The organism is Serratia sp. CY32780 (assembly GCF_052169135.1).
GTDB classification, from domain to species: Bacteria; Pseudomonadota; Gammaproteobacteria; order Enterobacterales; family Enterobacteriaceae; genus Serratia; species Serratia sarumanii.
Map to the genome: position 1 here is coordinate 888,740 of NZ_JBJNLI010000001.1, position 17,298 is coordinate 906,037.

14 protein-coding genes are annotated in these 17,298 nt (G+C 59.6%); 12 read left to right on the forward strand and 2 right to left on the reverse strand.

Annotated elements, in window-relative coordinates:
* Position 1: 1 nt before the first annotated feature.
* Entirely contained in the window at positions 2 to 1,750 is a 1,749-nt protein-coding gene (gene msbA / locus ACJ8HH_RS04340; protein ID WP_021504329.1) for a lipid A ABC transporter ATP-binding protein/permease MsbA, read from the forward strand.
* Positions 1,750 to 2,730 (forward strand): tetraacyldisaccharide 4'-kinase, encoded by a 981-nt coding sequence (gene lpxK, locus ACJ8HH_RS04345; RefSeq protein WP_060419720.1) that lies wholly within the window; start codon positions 1,750 to 1,752, stop codon positions 2,728 to 2,730. The genes msbA and lpxK overlap by 1 nt, the downstream gene beginning before the upstream one ends.
* Positions 2,731 to 2,732: 2 nt before the next feature.
* Here lpxK and hglS read toward each other — a convergent pair whose 3' ends face one another.
* Positions 2,733 to 4,139 (reverse strand): 2-oxoadipate dioxygenase/decarboxylase HglS, encoded by a 1,407-nt coding sequence (gene hglS / locus ACJ8HH_RS04350; protein ID WP_033637856.1) that lies wholly within the window; start codon positions 4,137 to 4,139, stop codon positions 2,733 to 2,735.
* A 525-nt stretch (positions 4,140 to 4,664) separates the two neighbouring features.
* Between hglS and cspE the strand changes: the two genes are divergently transcribed.
* The 6 genes from cspE to ACJ8HH_RS04380 all read left to right on the forward strand — a co-directional run bounded on the left by cspE (position 4,665) and on the right by ACJ8HH_RS04380 (position 8,930).
* On the forward strand, positions 4,665 to 4,874 hold the full coding sequence (gene cspE / locus ACJ8HH_RS04355; RefSeq protein WP_019454537.1) for a transcription antiterminator/RNA stability regulator CspE: 210 nt from the start codon (positions 4,665 to 4,667) through the stop codon (positions 4,872 to 4,874).
* Positions 4,875 to 5,096: 222 nt separating this feature from the next.
* On the forward strand, positions 5,097 to 5,318 hold the full coding sequence (locus tag ACJ8HH_RS04360; protein WP_004928241.1) for a cold-shock protein: 222 nt from the start codon (positions 5,097 to 5,099) through the stop codon (positions 5,316 to 5,318).
* A 113-nt stretch (positions 5,319 to 5,431) separates the two neighbouring features.
* On the forward strand, positions 5,432 to 6,658 hold the full coding sequence (locus ACJ8HH_RS04365) for a winged helix-turn-helix domain-containing protein (RefSeq protein WP_048321413.1): 1,227 nt from the start codon (positions 5,432 to 5,434) through the stop codon (positions 6,656 to 6,658).
* A 296-nt stretch (positions 6,659 to 6,954) separates the two neighbouring features.
* On the forward strand, positions 6,955 to 7,137 hold the full coding sequence (locus tag ACJ8HH_RS04370) for a Trm112 family protein (RefSeq protein WP_004928237.1): 183 nt from the start codon (positions 6,955 to 6,957) through the stop codon (positions 7,135 to 7,137).
* Positions 7,134 to 7,883: a 3-deoxy-manno-octulosonate cytidylyltransferase gene (gene kdsB, locus ACJ8HH_RS04375; protein WP_442520215.1), complete on the forward strand. Its 750-nt coding sequence runs from the start codon at positions 7,134 to 7,136 to the stop codon at positions 7,881 to 7,883. Before ACJ8HH_RS04370 ends, kdsB begins: the two co-directional genes overlap by 4 nt.
* Before the next feature lie 150 nt (positions 7,884 to 8,033).
* Positions 8,034 to 8,930 (forward strand): YcbJ family phosphotransferase, encoded by an 897-nt coding sequence (locus ACJ8HH_RS04380; protein ID WP_033654240.1) that lies wholly within the window; start codon positions 8,034 to 8,036, stop codon positions 8,928 to 8,930.
* Between the two features lie 7 nt (positions 8,931 to 8,937).
* Here the strand turns inward: ACJ8HH_RS04380 and elyC are convergent, their stop codons facing one another.
* Positions 8,938 to 9,711 carry an envelope biogenesis factor ElyC gene (elyC, locus tag ACJ8HH_RS04385; RefSeq protein WP_033646606.1) on the reverse strand — a complete coding sequence of 258 codons (774 nt, stop codon included), beginning with the start codon at positions 9,709 to 9,711 and terminating at the stop codon, positions 8,938 to 8,940.
* Positions 9,712 to 9,863: 152 nt separating this feature from the next.
* Between elyC and cmoM the strand changes: the two genes are divergently transcribed.
* The 4 genes from cmoM to mukB are packed head-to-tail and all read left to right on the forward strand — an operon-like array spanning position 9,864 to position 17,122.
* Positions 9,864 to 10,649: a tRNA uridine 5-oxyacetic acid(34) methyltransferase CmoM gene (gene cmoM, locus ACJ8HH_RS04390; protein WP_033646604.1), complete on the forward strand. Its 786-nt coding sequence runs from the start codon at positions 9,864 to 9,866 to the stop codon at positions 10,647 to 10,649.
* A complete protein-coding gene (gene mukF, locus ACJ8HH_RS04395) occupies positions 10,646 to 11,968 on the forward strand; it encodes a chromosome partition protein MukF (RefSeq protein WP_004928228.1) in 1,323 nt (440 codons plus the stop codon). The genes cmoM and mukF overlap by 4 nt, the downstream gene beginning before the upstream one ends.
* The gene (gene mukE, locus ACJ8HH_RS04400) at positions 11,949 to 12,677 is read left to right on the forward strand and encodes a chromosome partition protein MukE (RefSeq protein WP_033637863.1); all 729 of its coding nucleotides are present in this window, start codon (positions 11,949 to 11,951) and stop codon (positions 12,675 to 12,677) included. Before mukF ends, mukE begins: the two co-directional genes overlap by 20 nt.
* Complete coding sequence (mukB, locus tag ACJ8HH_RS04405) at positions 12,674 to 17,122, forward strand: chromosome partition protein MukB (protein WP_060451443.1); 4,449 nt, start codon at positions 12,674 to 12,676, stop codon at positions 17,120 to 17,122. Before mukE ends, mukB begins: the two co-directional genes overlap by 4 nt.
* Positions 17,123 to 17,298: the final 176 nt, after the last annotated feature.

The window sequence follows — 17,298 nt, forward strand, 5'->3', positions numbered from 1 at the left end:
CATGATGAATGATAAAGATCTCTCGACCTGGCAGACGTTCCGTCGACTCTGGCCGATGATCACTCCTTTTAAGACCGGGCTGATTGTGGCCGCCATTGCGTTGATTATGAACGCAGCGGGGGACACGCTGATGCTGTCTCTGCTTAAACCGTTATTGGACGATGGGTTTGGAAAAACCGACAGCAGCGTGCTGGTGTGGATGCCGCTGGCGGTGATTGCGCTGATGCTGATGCGCGGCGTGACCAGCTTTGTTTCAAGCTACTGCATTTCCTGGGTTTCCGGCATGGTGGTGATGCAGATGCGCCGCCGCCTGTTTGGCCACATGATGAGAATGCCGGTGGCCTTCTTCGATCAGCAATCCACCGGGACGTTGCTGTCGCGCATTACCTATGATTCCGAGCAGGTGGCGTCTTCTTCTTCCAGCGCGCTGGTGACCGTGGTGCGCGAAGGGGCCTCGATCATTGGCCTGTTCATCATGATGTTCTACTACAGCTGGCAGCTGTCGGTGATCCTGATCGTGCTGGCGCCGATCGTCTCCATCGCCATTCGCCTGGTGTCCAAGCGTTTTCGCAACATCAGCAAGAACATGCAGAACACCATGGGGCAGGTGACCACCAGCGCCGAACAGATGCTGAAAGGCCATAAAGAAGTGCTGATCTTCGGTGGCCAGCAGGTGGAAACCGAGCGCTTTAACTCGGTGAGCAACCGCATGCGTCAACAGGGCATGAAACTGGTCTCTGCGTCTTCCATTTCCGATCCGATCATTCAGCTGATCGCTTCGCTGGCCCTGGCGTTCGTGCTGTTTGCCGCCAGCTTCCCAAGCGTGATGGAAACCCTGACCGCCGGCACCATTACCGTGGTGTTCTCGTCAATGATCGCGCTGATGCGTCCGCTGAAGTCGCTGACCAACGTCAATGCCCAGTTCCAGCGTGGGATGGCGGCCTGCCAGACGCTGTTCTCCATCTTGGATATGGAACAGGAAAAAGACACCGGCACCCGCGAAGTGAAGCGCGCGAAAGGCGACATCGAATTCCGCAACGTCACCTTCTACTATCCGGCTAAAGAAACGCCGGCGCTGCGTGATATCAACCTGAAAATCGCCGAAGGCAAGACTGTGGCGTTGGTGGGCCGCTCGGGTTCGGGTAAATCCACCATCGCCAACCTGCTGACGCGCTTCTACGATATTCAGGAAGGCGAAATCCTGATGGATGGCCACGATCTGCGTGAATATACCCTGGCCTCACTGCGTAATCAGGTGGCGCTGGTCTCGCAAAACGTGCACCTGTTCAACGATACCATCGCCAACAACATCGCCTATGCGCGCGAGAGCGAATACAGCCGCGAGCAGATTGAGAAAGCGGCCGAAATGGCGTACGCGATGGACTTCATCAACAAGATGGAAAACGGCCTGGATACGGTGATCGGTGAAAACGGCGTGATGCTGTCCGGCGGCCAACGTCAGCGCATCGCCATCGCGCGTGCTTTGCTGCGCGATTGCCCGATCCTGATCCTGGATGAGGCGACTTCTGCGCTGGATACCGAATCCGAGCGTGCCATTCAGGCCGCACTGGACGAGCTGCAGAAAGACCGTACTTCGCTGGTGATCGCACACCGTCTGTCGACGATTGAGAAGGCGGACGAGATCCTGGTGGTGGAGGACGGTCGCATCGTCGAACGCGGCGAGCACGCCGAGTTGCTTGAACGGCAGGGCGCCTATGCGCAACTGCACCGCATGCAGTTTGGTCAATAATGATTGAGCGCATTTGGTCCGGCGGTTCGCTGCTTTATCTGGCGCTGCTGCCGCTCTCCTGGCTGTATGGCCTGTTCAGCTGGCTGATCCGCCTCAGCTACCGCTGTGGCCTGCGCAAAAGCTGGCGCGCGCCGGTGCCGGTGGTGGTGGTGGGCAACCTCACCGCCGGCGGCAACGGCAAAACGCCGATGGTGATCTGGCTGGTGGAACACCTGCAGCAGCGGGGCTATCGCGTTGGCGTGGTTTCGCGTGGTTACGGCGGTAAGTCGGCGGTCTATCCCCTGGTGCTCAATCAGAATACCTCGACCCGCGAGGCGGGCGATGAGCCGGTGCTGATTTATCAGCGGACCGGTGCGCCCGTGGCGATTGCGCCCAAGCGAGCAGAGGCGGTGCAGGCCTTGCTGCAACAACAGCCACTGGATGCGATCGTCACCGACGATGGCTTGCAGCACTATGCTTTACAGCGTGACTTCGAGCTGGTGGTCATCGACGGCGTGCGTCGCTTCGGCAACGGCTGGTGGTTGCCGGCCGGGCCGATGCGCGAGCGTGCTGCGCGGCTTGGCAGCGTCAATGCGCGCGTCGCCAATGGCGGCGTGGCGCAGGCCGGGGAAATTGCCATGCGCCTGCAGGCGCGTGATGCGGTGAACCTGCTGAGCGGTGAACGTCGCCCGGCGGCCGAGCTGCCGTGCGTGGTAGCGATGGCGGGCATCGGCCATCCGCCGCGTTTCTTCGCGACGTTGGAAAAATTGAACGTCGAGGTGGTGCAGGAAGTGGCGTTTGCCGATCATCAGGAATATCAGCAGGCGCAGCTGGCGGCGCTGGTTGCTGCCGATCAAACGCTGTTGATGACGGAGAAGGACGCGGTGAAATGTCGCGCCTTTGCCCAGCCCAATTGGTGGTATTTGCCGGTTGATGCGGTGCTACCGTCCGCTCAGGCTGAGCAACTGCTGCAGGATATCGAATCTCTGCTGACCAAGTAACCTCAGGATGTCAGCGTGGCAAGCCCCAGGGCTTGCGCGCAGGCTTCCAGCGAACGCTGCTGGGTTTGCTGATATAGCGCCAGCTCGTCGATCACCTCACTGCCCAACGCTTGTTCAAACGCTGCCCGGCTGGAAGCGGCGTTGTACTGCGCGTGGCGGCTGTCCCCCAGATTCGACTGGAAAATCCCCGCGGCGCTGACCGGCAGAAAATCTTCATACACCAGCGGCTGGAAGCGAACGTGTTCTTTCTCGATCAGTTGCTCCAGAGTGCTGTGCTTATCCAGCGACTCTTTGGCCGCCAGGCCGCATTCGGTCGGGAAATAGCGGAACCAGGCCAGCTGTTGCTCGCGCAGCGTGGCGTAATCATCCGGAAACGCCCGGAAGTTTTCCTCCAGCAGTTGATAGTAGCGCTCGGCATTCTTCTCGCTCGGCGGCCCCTGCAGCGCATCGTTGGTGGCCTGCAGCAGACGGTCGTAGAGTTCTCGTCCTTTCGTCGTCAGCGCCACACCGCGCTGTTCGATCTCGCCGAAGCGCGCGGTATGGTGGCCGGCGACGGCACGGCCGTCATGCTCAACGAAATCGACGCGTTCTTCCAACGCCTTGAAGCTGGTTTGGCGCAGCAGGATCGCGCGACGACGGCGCGGCGGGCCCTCGATGACCGCCTTGGGCGTAATGCCGCGGCCGGGCATCGCCTGCTGAACACGATCGATATCCAGCGTGCGCGGTGTCAGATGGTTGATATGCGGCCCTTTAAACGCCACCACGTCGGCGATCAGGCGATGCTGATCGTGCAGCTGCCGGTATTCTTCGGCGCTGACCGTCGCCTGGTTGTGCCAGCGGAAGGTTTCCAGCGCTTGTTCGACAAATTCTTGCGCCTGCACTTCATTCAGCCCGCCTTGCGCTTCCTGCAGCGCGATCAGCTCCAGCGCGCGATCGGTAAAGATGCGGCGGCGCGCCAGCAAGCGCTCGGCCAGCGCACGCAGCGCGGGATCTTCTATCAGTTCCAGGCGCAGCAGGGAGGTGAACACGCGGAAAGGGCTGATCTGCAGCGCGTCTTCGTGTACGGCGCGAAAAGCGGTGGAGTGCACCGGAACGCCCGCCACCGACAGGTCATAGTAACCGACCGGCGCCATGCCCATCACCCGGAACAGGCGGCGCAGGGTGGCCAGCTCGTCCGCGGTGCCGACCCGGATGGCGCCGTGGCGCTCCATCGCCAGGCGTTCTATCTCGCCGGTAATTTGCAGTTGATGAGCCAGTGCGGCATCTTCGCGCAGAACCTGTCGGTTGGTTTCCGCCACCAGCTCCAGCAGATCGCCGTACAGCGGCACCTCCTTTTGATACATGTCCGACATCGCGTGAGAGAATCTGGCGCGGATTTCATTAGGTGAAACGAACTGCTGGGCGGTCATGCGCATAGCTCCTTGATTCAGCATAATCTGAAAAATCGTGTTTTTAGCGGCAAAAGTGCTGGCGAAAAAGCCGTCTGCCTTGTTTTCCCCTCAAGTTTAGCTATCTGGTTTGGGATTTGTTATAGACGTGGCAAGCATATTAGAGTTTTATGCGTCAGCTCTCATTTGCAGCGCACAGACGGGCAAAAGATGCCCTGGCGAGCGGAGAGACGCGGTGGTTCGGCCGCGGCGACCATTAAATTAAGTCATGCATATTCAGGGAGATAAAAATAAATTCGGCTTATTTATGAATTTAAGGCAATAAACCTCTTGTGCATTCACCAGTTTTATGAGTAAATGCAAGTCGGCCTGTAATCCAGACCTATTTATGTTCGAGTTTAGAGTTAAGCAGTTCCTCCAAAAACGTTATCATCCGATTCCGCTTCAAAGACGAACCTTCTAAGTACCTCCCATAAGTAATGTTTCTGAAACGGCCCCAATTGCCTCTTATGGCAGGTTTTGTAAATATATTTAAAGGTAAATGTAATGTCTAAGAAGACTGGTCAGGTTAAGTGGTTCAACGAAAGCAAAGGTTTTGGTTTCATTGAGCAGAACGACGGCGGCAAAGATGTATTCGTACACTTCTCCGCAATCATGACCGACGGTTTCAAGACCCTGGCTGAAGGCCAGCGCGTCGAGTACACCATCCAGGACAGCCCGCGCGGGCCGGCTGCCGCCAACGTAGTTGCTCTGTAAGAATACAGGGAACGCGTATAAGAGATCTTAATACAACCATGGTGATGCGTCAGCGCTGAGTCATGCGGAAGATATTAAGTTCAACAAGCCCGCCTTAGTGCGGGTTTTTTTATTTTTTGCTCACGAGAGGTTTGTTACGAAAAACTTTAGGATGGGCTGGTAGCGTCCAGACAATATAAAAAATGACGTTGTCAAGGATGCTCAAGTAAAAGGATATAAGTTATGTTTAAAAATACTGTGTTAAAAATGGGTCGCGTGAAATGGTTTAATCAGGCCGAAGGCTATGGTTTTATTTCACCGGTAGATGGCAGCGACGAAATCTATGTCAATCGCAACGCTATCGCCAACACCAAAAATAAGTCGTTGAACGAAGGTCAGAACGTCGAGTTCTCGATCTATCGCAGCTCACATGGGCTGTCCGCGGCAGACGTTATCGCGTTCTGATCGCATCCACCTTCCTCGCCAGTGCCGGTGTCGCCACCCGCATGCACTGGCGAAGATAAATCCCTCGATATCCACTATTATCAGGCCATTGCCTACTTGTCACGGATATCAGGATGACCACCCCGATAATTTCCCTTACCGCCGCTCGCGCGCTGCACCTTGCCGCCCAGGGGCTGCTTTCTCCGCTTAAACGCCAGGCTCGGCCCGACGACGTCGTAAACGCGATCCAGCGCATGGGGCTGTTACAAATCGATACCATTAGCGTCGTCGCCCGCAGCCCGTATCTGGTGCTGTTCAGCCGTTTGGGGGCCTATCAACCGGAATGGCTGGAGCAGGCGCTCGCCGGCCGCAAGCTGTTCGAGTATTGGGCGCACGAAGCCTGTTTCCTGCCGATCGAGGATTTTGGTCTGCTGCGGCATCGCATGCTGGCGCCGCATGATATGGGCTGGAAATATTCCGCCGACTGGGTGCAGCAGCACCAGGCGGCGATGGACAACCTGCTGCGGCACATCGAACAGCAGGGGCCGGTGCGCTCCGCCGATTTCAGCGCCGAGAAGAAAGGCAACAGCGGATGGTGGGACTGGAAACCGGAGAAACGGCATCTGGAGATCCTGTTTACCGCCGGCAAGCTGATGGTGGCCGAGCGTCGCAACTTCCACCGGGTTTACGATCTGACCGAAAGGCTGCTGCCGGCCTGGGACGATGCGCGTCATGCGCTGCCTGCGGAGCGGGCGCGCCGGCAAATGTTGCATCGCACCTGCCGCTATCTGGGCATTTTCCGCGCCGAATGGTTGGCGGATTACTATCGGCTGAAACGCGTGGCGCCAAAAACTTTGCTGGCAGAGCTGCAGGATCAGGGGGAGATTTCGCCGGTGCGGGTAGAGGGGCTGGAAGGGCAGTTCTATGTGCATGGCTCACTGACGGAATTGCTGCCGCTGGCGGAACAGGGCAAGCTGAAATCGACGGTCACCAGCCTGCTGTCGCCGTTTGATCCGGTGGTTTGGGATCGCCGCCGGGCGCTCGAGCTGTTCAACTTTGACTATCGGCTGGAGTGCTATACGCCGAAAGAAAAACGCCGCTATGGCTACTTCACCTTGCCGGTGCTGCATCGGGGTGAACTGGTGGGGCGCATTGACGCCAAGGCGCACCGCCGCCAGGGGGTGTTCGAGATCATCAGCTTTCATGTGGAGCCGCGGGTGCGCTTCGGCAAACGGCGGGCCCAAGATATTCGGCAGGCCATCGCGCGTATGGCCAAATGGCACGGCGCGCAACGCGTCGCGCTGGGCGACATTCCGGCGGCGTTGGCCGCTGAATGGGGTGCCGGCTGGGAAGTGGGATAACGAGCGACGCCGTCGGTGGGGTAAAACGAAGTTCAGCGCCGCTCGTTACAAAGGGGCTCAGTGGCTGAAGTTAGCGAACAGAGCGATGATTTTATGCAGACGTTTGATCACGTATCACGGCCTTTTTGTGATTTGTATCACAAAATTCTACGCCGGGATGCGCCGCAGTTCAAGCTGTTGCGCCGGCGCGCTGAGGAAATATCGGTGGGTTGGCGCCGCCGGTGATTAACCTGAGGCCGGGCGTTATGCTATCCTCACTGCCTTTCCCAGATGACCAATCCCCTAGCGGAGGATGCATGGACCACCGTTTACTCGAAATCGTTGCCTGCCCGGTATGCAACGGCAAACTCTATTTCAATAAAGAAAACCAGGAACTGGTGTGCAAAGCGGACGGGTTGGCTTACCCGCTGCGCGACGGCATTCCGGTGCTGTTGGAAAATGAAGCGCGTGCGCTGTCGCTGGATGAGAAGCACGCATGAGTTTTATCGCTATTATTCCCGCCCGCTACGCCTCAACCCGTTTGCCGGGCAAACCGCTGGCCGATATTCACGGCAAGCCGATGGTGGTGCACGTGATGGAGCGCGCCCGCGAGTCCGGCGCCAGCCGCGTCATCGTGGCGACCGATCACCCTGAAGTCGCCAAAGCGGTGGAAGCCGCCGGCGGCGAAGTGTGCATGACCAGCCCGGATCACCATTCCGGCACCGAGCGTCTGGCGGAAGTGATCGCGCACTACGGCTTTGCCGACGATCAGATCATCGTTAACGTGCAGGGCGACGAACCGCTGATCCCGCCGGTGATCGTGCGTCAGGTGGCTGATAATCTGGCAGGCAGCCAGGCCGGCATGGCGACGCTGGCAGTGCCGATCGAGAGCGCCGAAGAGGCTTTCAACCCCAACGCGGTGAAGGTCGTGATGGACGCGCAGGGCTACGCGCTCTATTTCTCTCGCGCCACCATTCCGTGGGATCGCGAGCGTTTCGCCGCGTCGAAAGAGAGCATCGGCGACAGCCTGCTGCGTCATATCGGCATCTACGCCTATCGCGCCGGCTTCGTGCGCCGCTACGTCAGCTGGGCGCCGAGCCAACTGGAGCAGATCGAGCTGTTGGAACAGCTGCGGGTGCTGTGGTACGGTGAAAAAATCCACGTGGCGGCCGCGAAAGCGATCCCGAGCGTGGGGGTCGATACGCCGGAAGATCTCCAGCGCGTGCGCGACAGCATTCAACCTTGAGCCTGAGTTCGTCGGCGCGGCGCGCAACGCGCCGACGATGTAATACCCTCCATTATTGATCCCCGTTTTGTTGATCTGCGTTGAAGAATTTTTCCGCTCACCGTTCGATGATGTTACGCATCCCCCCTATTAGCCTGAGGTGAATGCCTTATGGAGCAGTTACGCGCCGAACTGAGCATTGTGCTGGGTGAGTCCATCAGCCGGCTGGAGCGGGTGAGCGAGCAGCCTTATGCGCATATGTATTCGCTGTACGATCGGCAGGGCAACGCGATCCCGCTGATGGCGAAAAGCTTTATCTGTCAGGGTATCGCCCAGCAGGAGGCGTACAAGCTGTCAATGCTGGCGCGCGACGGGGATATTCGCCTGCCTACGGTGTACGGCGTGGTGTGTACCCACCAGGCGCCGTACAAGGAAATCCTGCTGATCGAGCGCCTGCGCGGCGTGTCGGCTGAAGCGCCGACGCGTTCGCCGGATCGCTGGAATATGCTGATGGAGCAGATCGTTGACGGGATATTGGCCTGGCACCGCATCGACAGCCACGGCAGCGTCGGCAGCGTTGACAGCACGCAGGAGAACGACTGGTTTTGCTGGTATCAACAGCGGGTCGAAGTGCTGTGGGCGACGGTGGTCAATCTCACCACCCCGCAGCTGACCATGGCGGATCGCCGTTTGCTGTACCGCACGCGCGAAGCGCTGACCCATTTTTTCGTCGGCTTCGACGATCCTTGCGTTCTGGTGCACGGCAACCTGTCGCTGCGCAGCATGCTGAAAGATCCCAAAAGCGATCAACTGCTGGCGATGCTCAATCCCGGCGTGGTGCTGTGGGCGCCACGCGAATACGATCTTTTCCGCCTGTGCGAGGCGGGTATGCCCAGCCAACTGCTGTTCAGCTATCTGCGGCGCGCGCCGGTCGCCGACGCTTTTCTGGCGCGGCGCTGGCTGTACGTGGTGTGGGAAGCGGTGGGGCGTTTGATCCATACCGGCAAGCTGGAGCGGCGGCCGTTCGACTATGCGTCGCAACAGCTGCTGCCCTGGCTGGCCGGTTGAACGGGCCTTACTCGGCGCCGGCGCGGTCCGCGCCTTTCAGCCATTGCCACAGGCTGCCCAGCGTTTCATACCAGGCGCGCTCGGTATGGCCGAGGAACATTGACGACGGCGTGGCGCGATCCCAGATATTCAGCGGCGAGTCGATCGCCAACTGGTTGGCCGGCGCCGGGATCGGGTGCAGGCCCTTGGCCTTGAAGAAACGCATGGCGCGCGGCAGATGGTTGGCGGAGGTGACCAGAATGAAGGGTTGCTCGCCGACCAACTTGGCGACCTGAGCGGCCTCTTGCTCGGTATCGCGCGGTTCCCCCAGGATCACCATATCACTGCGCGGCACGCCCAGACTTTCGGCCACCAGCGCCGCCGTGGCGGCGTTGCTTTGCATGCGTCCGGCGGACGCGCCGGTAAATACCATCCTGGCGCCGGGATGCGCAAGATAAAGCCGCACGCCTTCCGTCACGCGCGGCAGACTGTTGCCGAGCAAATTCGAGCTGGGCGCCCAATCGGGATTGTAGGTATAGCCCCCACCCAATACCACGATGTAGCTGACCGGATCGTTGCCGCGATAAGTCTGGTATTCGGCTTCGATCGGCCGCAGCAGCCGGTCGGCCACCGGTTGCAGGCTGAAAAGCAGTAAAAACAGCCAGCTCAGCGTGAAAATCGTCTTACCGCTTTTTTGCCAGCGGGTGAACCACAGCAGCAGTAGCGCCAGCCCCATCAGCAGCATCAACAGCGGCAGCGGCATCAGCATGGCGCCAAAGAACTTTTTCAGGTTGAACAGCATCGAAAATCAGATCCTTTTGGGTGAAAAAGCGGCATCCAGGCATAAACGGGCCGCAAGAAGATACATTCTAAGCCAGTCTGTGCCAAAATAGCAGGTTTGAATGGGCGTGCTCTTTGCCGCCGACAAGAATGAGATCAGCGGAGCCGTTGTCCATGCAGGATCGCAATTTTGACGATATTGCTGAAAAATTTGCGCGTAATATTTACGGCACCACGAAAGGAAAAATCCGCCAGGCGGTGGTTTGGCAGGATCTGACCGGGCTGCTGGCGCAGTTGCCGCAGCGGCCGCTGCGCATCCTCGACGCCGGGGGCGGTGAAGGCCATATGGCCTGCCAACTGGCAGAATTAGGACATCAGGTGTTGTTGTGCGATCTTTCTGGTGAGATGATCCAGCGCGCCGCGCAGCTGGCGGAGCAGAAAGGTGTGAGCCAGAACATGCAATTCGTACAAAGTTCTGCGCAGGATATCGCTCAACATTTGGAACAGCCGGTTGATCTGATATTGTTTCATGCAGTGCTTGAATGGATTGCCGAGCCCGAAGCGGCGCTGCGGGCGTTGTATGACTGCCTGACGCCGGGCGGCGCGCTGTCGCTGATGTTTTTCAACGCCAACGGCCTCTTGATGCGCAACGTGGTGTTGGGTAATTTCCAACTGGTGGATCCCGAGGTCAGGCGGCGCCGCAAGCGTTCGCTGTCGCCGCAATATCCGCACGATCCGCTATTGGTCTACGGTTGGCTGGAACAGCTGGGCATGCGCATCAGCGGCAAAACCGGGGTGCGGGTGTTCCACGACTATCTGCAGAGCAGACAGCTGCAAACACAAAAATTTGAAGAGTTACTGGCGCTTGAACAGCACTATTGCCGGCAGGAGCCGTACGTGAGTTTGGGGCGCTATATTCACGTCATGGCGCATAAACCAAACCTGAAGGACGAACTATGAGTGAATTTTCCCAGACAGTACCCGAACTGGTCGCCTGGGCACGGAAAAATGATTTCTCTATTTCGCTCCCTACTGAGCGTCTCGCATTTTTGCTCGCCATCGCCACCCTGAACGGCGAACGGCTGGACGGCGAGATGAGCGAAGGTGAGCTGGTTGATGCATTTCGCCATGTCAGCAAGGGTTTTGAACAGACGCATGAAACGGTGGCGATGCGCGCCAACAATGCGATCAACGACATGGTGCGCCAGCGCCTGTTGAACCGCTTTACCAGCGAACTGGCGGACGGTAACGCGATTTACCGCCTCACGCCGCTGGGCATCGGCATTACCGATTACTATATTCGCCAACGCGAATTCTCCACGCTGCGTCTGTCGATGCAGCTGTCGATCGTGGCGCAGGAGCTCAAGCGCGCCGCCGACGCCGCCGACGAGGGCGGCGACGATTTCCATTGGCACCGCAACGTGTTCGCGCCGTTGAAATATTCGGTGGCGGAAATCTTCGACAGCATCGACATGACCCAACGCGTGATGGACGAGCAGCAGCAGAGCGTGAAAAATGACATCGCGGCGCTGCTGAGCAAAGACTGGCGGGCGGCGATCTCCAGCTGTGAAATGCTGCTGTCTGAAACCTCGGGCACCCTGCGCGAGCTGCAGGATACGCTGGATGCGGCGGGCGACAAGCTGCAGGCCAACCTGCTGCGCATCCAGGACGCCACCCTCGGCAACGTGGAGCTGGGCTTCGTCGACAAGCTGGTGTTCGATCTGCAAAGCAAGCTGGATCGCATCATCAGCTGGGGCCAGCAGGCGATTGACCTGTGGATCGGCTACGATCGCCACGTGCATAAATTTATCCGTACCGCTATCGATATGGATAAAAACCGCGTGTTCGCCCAACGCCTGCGCCAGTCGGTGCAAACCTATTTCGACCACCCGTGGGCGCTGACCCATGCCAATGCCGATCGTCTGCTGGATATGCGCGACGAAGAACTGGCGTTGCGCAGCGAGGAAGTGACCGGGGAACTGCCGCCGGATCTGGAGTTCGAAGAGTTCAGCGAAATTCGCGAACAGCTGGCGGCGATGATCGAAGAGGCGCTGAAGGTGTATCAGGAACAGCAGATGCCGCTCAACCTTGCAGCGGTGATGCGCGATTATCTGGCGCAATATCCGCGTGCGCGTCATTTCGACGTGGCACGTTTAGTGGTCGACCAGGCAGTGCGCCTCGGTGTGGCTGAAGCAGATTTCTCAGGGTTGCCGGCGGAATGGCAGGCAATCAATGATTACGGAGCCAAGGTCCAGGCCCATGTCATCGACAAATATTGAACAAGTAATGCCAGTCAAGCTGGCCAAGGCACTGTCCAACTCGCTGTTCCCGGCGCTGGACAGCCAACTGCGCGCGGGTCGTCACATCGGTATCGATGAGCTGGACAACCATGCCTTTTTAATGGATTTCCAGGATGAGCTGGAAGAATTTTACACCCGTTACAGCGTCGAGCTGATTCGGGCGCCGGAAGGTTTCTTCTATTTGCGCCCGCGCTCTACCACGCTGATCCCGCGCTCGGTGCTGTCCGAGCTGGATATGATGGTGGGTAAGATCTTGTGCTACCTGTACCTCAGCCCCGAGCGCCTGGCGCACGAAGGCATTTTCAGCCATCAGGAGCTGTACGACGAGCTGCTGAGCCTGGCCGATGAGAACAAGCTGCTGAAGTTCGTTAATCAGCGCTCCACCGGTTCGGATCTCGATCGGCAGAAGCTGCACGAAAAGGTGCGCACCTCGCTGAACCGCCTGCGCCGCCTTGGCATGGTCTACTTCATGGGCAATGACAGCAGCAAGTTCCGCATTACCGAGGCGGTGTTCCGCTTCGGCGCCGACGTGCGCAGCGGCGACGATCCGCGTGAAGCGCAGCTGCGCATGATTCGCGACGGCGAGGCGATGCCGGTTGAAACCAGCCTGTCGCTGAACGATGAGAATGAGGCTGAGGATCAGCAGGTTGATAACGCTCCTGACGGTGCAGAGGATGAACAGGAATGATTGAACGCGGTAAATTTCGCTCGCTGACGCTGGTTAACTGGAACGGCTTCTTTGCCCGCACCTTTGATCTGGATGAGCTGGTGACCACGCTGTCCGGCGGTAACGGGGCAGGGAAATCCACCACCATGGCGGCTTTCGTCACCGCACTGATCCCCGATCTGACGCTGCTGCACTTCCGTAACACCACCGAAGCGGGCGCCACCAGCGGTTCGCGCGATAAAGGCCTGCACGGCAAGCTGCGCGCCGGCGTGTGCTACTCCACCCTCGACGTCGTCAACTCGCGCCACCAGCGCGTGGTGGTCGGCGTGCGTCTGCAGCAGGTAGCGGGGCGCGATCGCAAGGTCGACATCAAACCATTCACCATTCAGGGCCTGCCGACCGCGGTGCAGCCGACCGAGCTGCTGACCCAGACCGTGGGTGAGCGCCAGGCGCGCGTGCTGTCGTTGCAGGAACTGAAGGATCGCGTGGAAGAGATGGAGGGCGTGCAGTTCAAGCAGTTCAATTCCATCACCGATTACCACTCGCTGATGTTCGATCTGGGCGTGATCCCGAAACGCCTGCGTTCGTCCGCCGATCGCAGCAAATTCTACCGTCTGATTGAAGCGTCGCTGTACGGCGGTATTTCCAGCGCTATCACCCGCTCGCTGCGCGATTACCTGCTGCCGGAAAACAGCGGCGTGCGCAAGGCGTTCCAGGATATGGAAGCGGCGCTGCGCGAAAACCGCATGACGCTGGAAGCGATCCGCGTCACCCAGTCGGATCGCGATCTGTTCAAGCATTTGATCTCCGAGGCCACTTCCTATGTGGCGGCGGACTATATGCGCCACGCCAACGAACGCCGCATCCATCTGGACGGCGCGCTGGCGCTGCGCAGCGATCTGTTGGGCAGCCGCAAGCAGCTGGCCGCCGAACAGTATCGCCATGTGGAAATGGCGCGCGAGCTGAGCGAACAGAGCGGTGCCGAATCCGATCTGGAAACCGATTACCAGGCCGCCAGCGACCACCTGAATCTGGTGCAGACGGCGATGCGTCAGCAGGAGAAGATCGAGCGCTATGAAGCCGATCTGGAAGAGCTGACCTACCGTCTGGAAGAGCAGAACGAAGTGGTGGCCGAGGCGAGCGAGCAACAGGCCGAAAATGAAGCGCGCGCCGAAGCGGCCGAGCTGGAAGTGGATGAGCTGAAGAGCCAGCTGGCCGACTACCAGCAGGCGCTCGACGTGCAGCAGACCCGTGCCATTCAGTATCAGCAGGCGCTGCAGGCGCTGGAGCGCGCACGCGCGCTGTGCCAACTGCCGGATCTGACCGCCGATAACGCCGAACAGTGGCTGGATACCTTCCAGGCCCGCGAGCAGGAGGCGACCGAAGCGCTGCTGATGCTGGAACAGAAGCTGAGCGTGGCCGACGCCGCGCACGGCCAGTTCGAACAGGCCTATCAGTTGGTGGGTAAAATCGCCGGCCAGGTCAGCCGCAGCGAAGCCTGGCAGTGCGCGCGCGAATTGCTGCGCGACTGGCCTTCGCAGCAGCACCTCGCCGAGCGCGTTCAGCCGCTGCGCCTGCGCCTAAGCGAACTGGAACAGCGCCTGCGCTCGCAGCAGGACGCCGAGCGCCTGCTGCAAGAGTTTTGCAAACGCCATGGCCAAGAGTACCAGCCGGACGATCTTGACATGCTGCAGCAGGAGCTGGAAGAGCGCCTGGAAGCGCTGTCGCAGAACGTCAGCGAAGCTGGCGAGCGCCGCATGGAGATGCGCCAGGAGCTGGAGCAGATCCAGCAGCGCATCCGTGAGCTGACGGCGCGCGCGCCGGTGTGGCTGGCGGCGCAGGACGCTCTGAGCCAGCTCAGCGATCAGAGCGGAGAGCCGCTGGAAAACAGCCAGCAGGTGACCGAATACATGCAGCAGCTGCTGGAACGCGAGCGTGAAACCACCGTCGAGCGCGACGAAGTGGCGGCCCGCAAACGTGAAGTGGAAGCGCAGATCGAACGTCTCAGCCAGCCGGGCGGCGCGGAAGATCAGCGCCTGGTCACGCTGGCCGAACGTTTCGGCGGTGTGCTGCTGTCGGAAATCTACGATGACGTCACCATCGACGACGCGCCTTACTTTTCGGCGCTGTACGGCCCTTCGCGCCACGCCATCGTGGTGCCGGATCTGTCGCTGGTGCGCGAGATGCTGGAAGGGCTGGAAGATTGCCCGGAAGATCTTTACCTGATCGAAGGGGATCCGCAGTCGTTCGATGACAGCGTATTCGCCGTCGAAGAGCAGGAAAAAGCGGTGGTGGTGAAAATCGCCGATCGCCAGTGGCGTTATTCCCGCTACCCGGAAGTGCCGCTGTTCGGCCGTGCGGCGCGCGAAAACCGCCTGGAAGTGCTGCATGCCGAGCGTGAAACGCTGGCGGAGCGCTATGCCACGCTGTCGTTCGACGTGCAGAAAACCCAACGTTCGCACCAGGCTTTCAGCCGCTTTATCGGTACCCATCTGGCGGTGGCGTTCGACGCCGACCCAGAAGCGGAGATCCGCAGCCTGAACGCCCGCCGTGGCGAAATCGAACGCGCACTGAACAATCACGAAGCGCAGAACCAGCAGCAGCGTCAGCAGTACGATCAGGCCAAAGAGGGTATTTCCGCGCTCAACCGCCTGATGCCGCTGGTGTCGTTGCTGAACGATGAAACGTTGCAGGACCGCGTCGACGAGATGCGCGAAGAGCTGGAAGAAGCGCAGGACGCCGCGCGTCATATTCAGCAGCACGGCGTGTCGCTGGCCAAGCTGGAGCCGCTGCTGTCGGTGCTGCAGAGCGATCCGCAGCAGCATGAACAGCTGCAGCAGGATTACGCGCAGGCGCAAAGCGTGCAGCGTCAGGCGAAACAGCAGGCGTTCGCGCTCACTGAAGTGGTGCAGCGTCGCGCGCACTTCAGCTATACCGACTCCGCCGGCATGCAGAACGCCAACAACGATCTCAACGACAAGCTGCGCCAGCGTCTGGAGCAGGCGGAAGCCGAACGCGCCCGCGCCCGTGAGCAACTGCGCCAGTATCAAACCCAGTTCACCCAGTACAGTCAGGTGCTGGCTTCGCTGAAAAGTTCGTACGACGCCAAGCGCGACATGCTGAAAGAGCTGAGCCAGGAGCTGGTGGACATCGGCGTGCAGGCCGACGCCAATGCCGAAGCGCGCGCCCGCGCGCGTCGCGACGAACTGCATGCGGCGCTGAGCAACAACCGCGCTCGCCGCAATCAGCTGGAGAAACAGCTGACCTTCTGCGAAGCCGAAATGGACGGCCTGCAGAAGAAACTGCGCAAGCTGGAACGCGATTATCATCAGCTGCGCGAGCAGGTGGTGACCGCCAAGGCGGGCTGGTGCGCGGTGATGCGCCTGGTGAAAGACAACGGCGTGGAACGCCGCCTGCACCGCCGCGAGCTGGCGTATATGGATGGCGACGAGCTGCGCTCGATGTCGGATAAGGCGCTCGGCGCGCTGCGTCTGGCGGTGGCGGATAACGAACACCTGCGCGACGTGCTGCGCCTGTCGGAAGATCCGAAGCGGCCGGAGCGTAAGATTCAGTTCTATATCGCGGTGTACCAGCACCTGCGCGAGCGCATCCGTCAGGACATCATCCGCACCGACGATCCGGTCGAGGCCATCGAACAGATGGAAATCGAGCTGGGCCGTCTGACCGAAGAGCTGACCGCGCGCGAGCAGAAGCTGGCGATCAGTTCGAAAAGCGTGGCCAACATCATTCGCAAAACCATTCAGCGCGAACAGAACCGCATTCGCATGCTGAACCAGGGGCTGCAGGCCGTTTCCTTCGGCCAGGTGAAGAGCGTGCGGCTGAACGTCAATGTGCGCGAAGCGCACGCCACTCTGCTGGACGTGCTCTCCGAGCAGCAGGAACAGCATCAGGATCTGTTCAACAGCAACCGCCTGACCTTCTCCGAAGCGTTGGCCAAACTGTATCAACGCCTGAATCCGCAGATCGACATGGGGCAGCGCACGCCACAGACCATCGGCGAGGAGTTGCTGGACTACCGCAACTACCTGGAGATGGAAGTGGAGGTATACCGTGGCTCCGACGGCTGGCTGCGTGCGGAAAGCGGCGCGTTGTCTACCGGCGAAGCCATCGGTACCGGGATGTCAATCCTGGTGATGGTGGTGCAGAGCTGGGAAGAAGAATCCCGTCGCCTGCGCGGCAAAGACATCTCGCCGTGCCGCCTGCTGTTCCTCGATGAAGCGGCGCGTCTGGATGCCAAGTCGATCGCTACGCTGTTCGAGCTGTGCGACCGTCTGGAGATGCAGCTGATTATCGCAGCACCGGAAAACATCAGCCCGGAGAAGGGCACCACCTATAAACTGGTGCGTAAGGTGTTCCAGAACCACGAGCATGTGCACGTGGTGGGGCTGCGCGGTTTCGCCGGCGAGCCGCCGGCGCTGGGTGCTGCGGCGGTTGAAACGCCGTAAGGCAGAAAAACGCCCTAAAAATCCGAAAATAGCCGCCGCAGGGTGGCTATTTTTTTGTGCGCGTGGATGATAGTCCTGCTTTTTTATCCGTTGAAAAGCGGTTAGTTTAATCACATAAACAGTTATTCGGCGCCCGCAGGGCGAAACGGCCTTTCTGTTTGTATACTGAAACTATA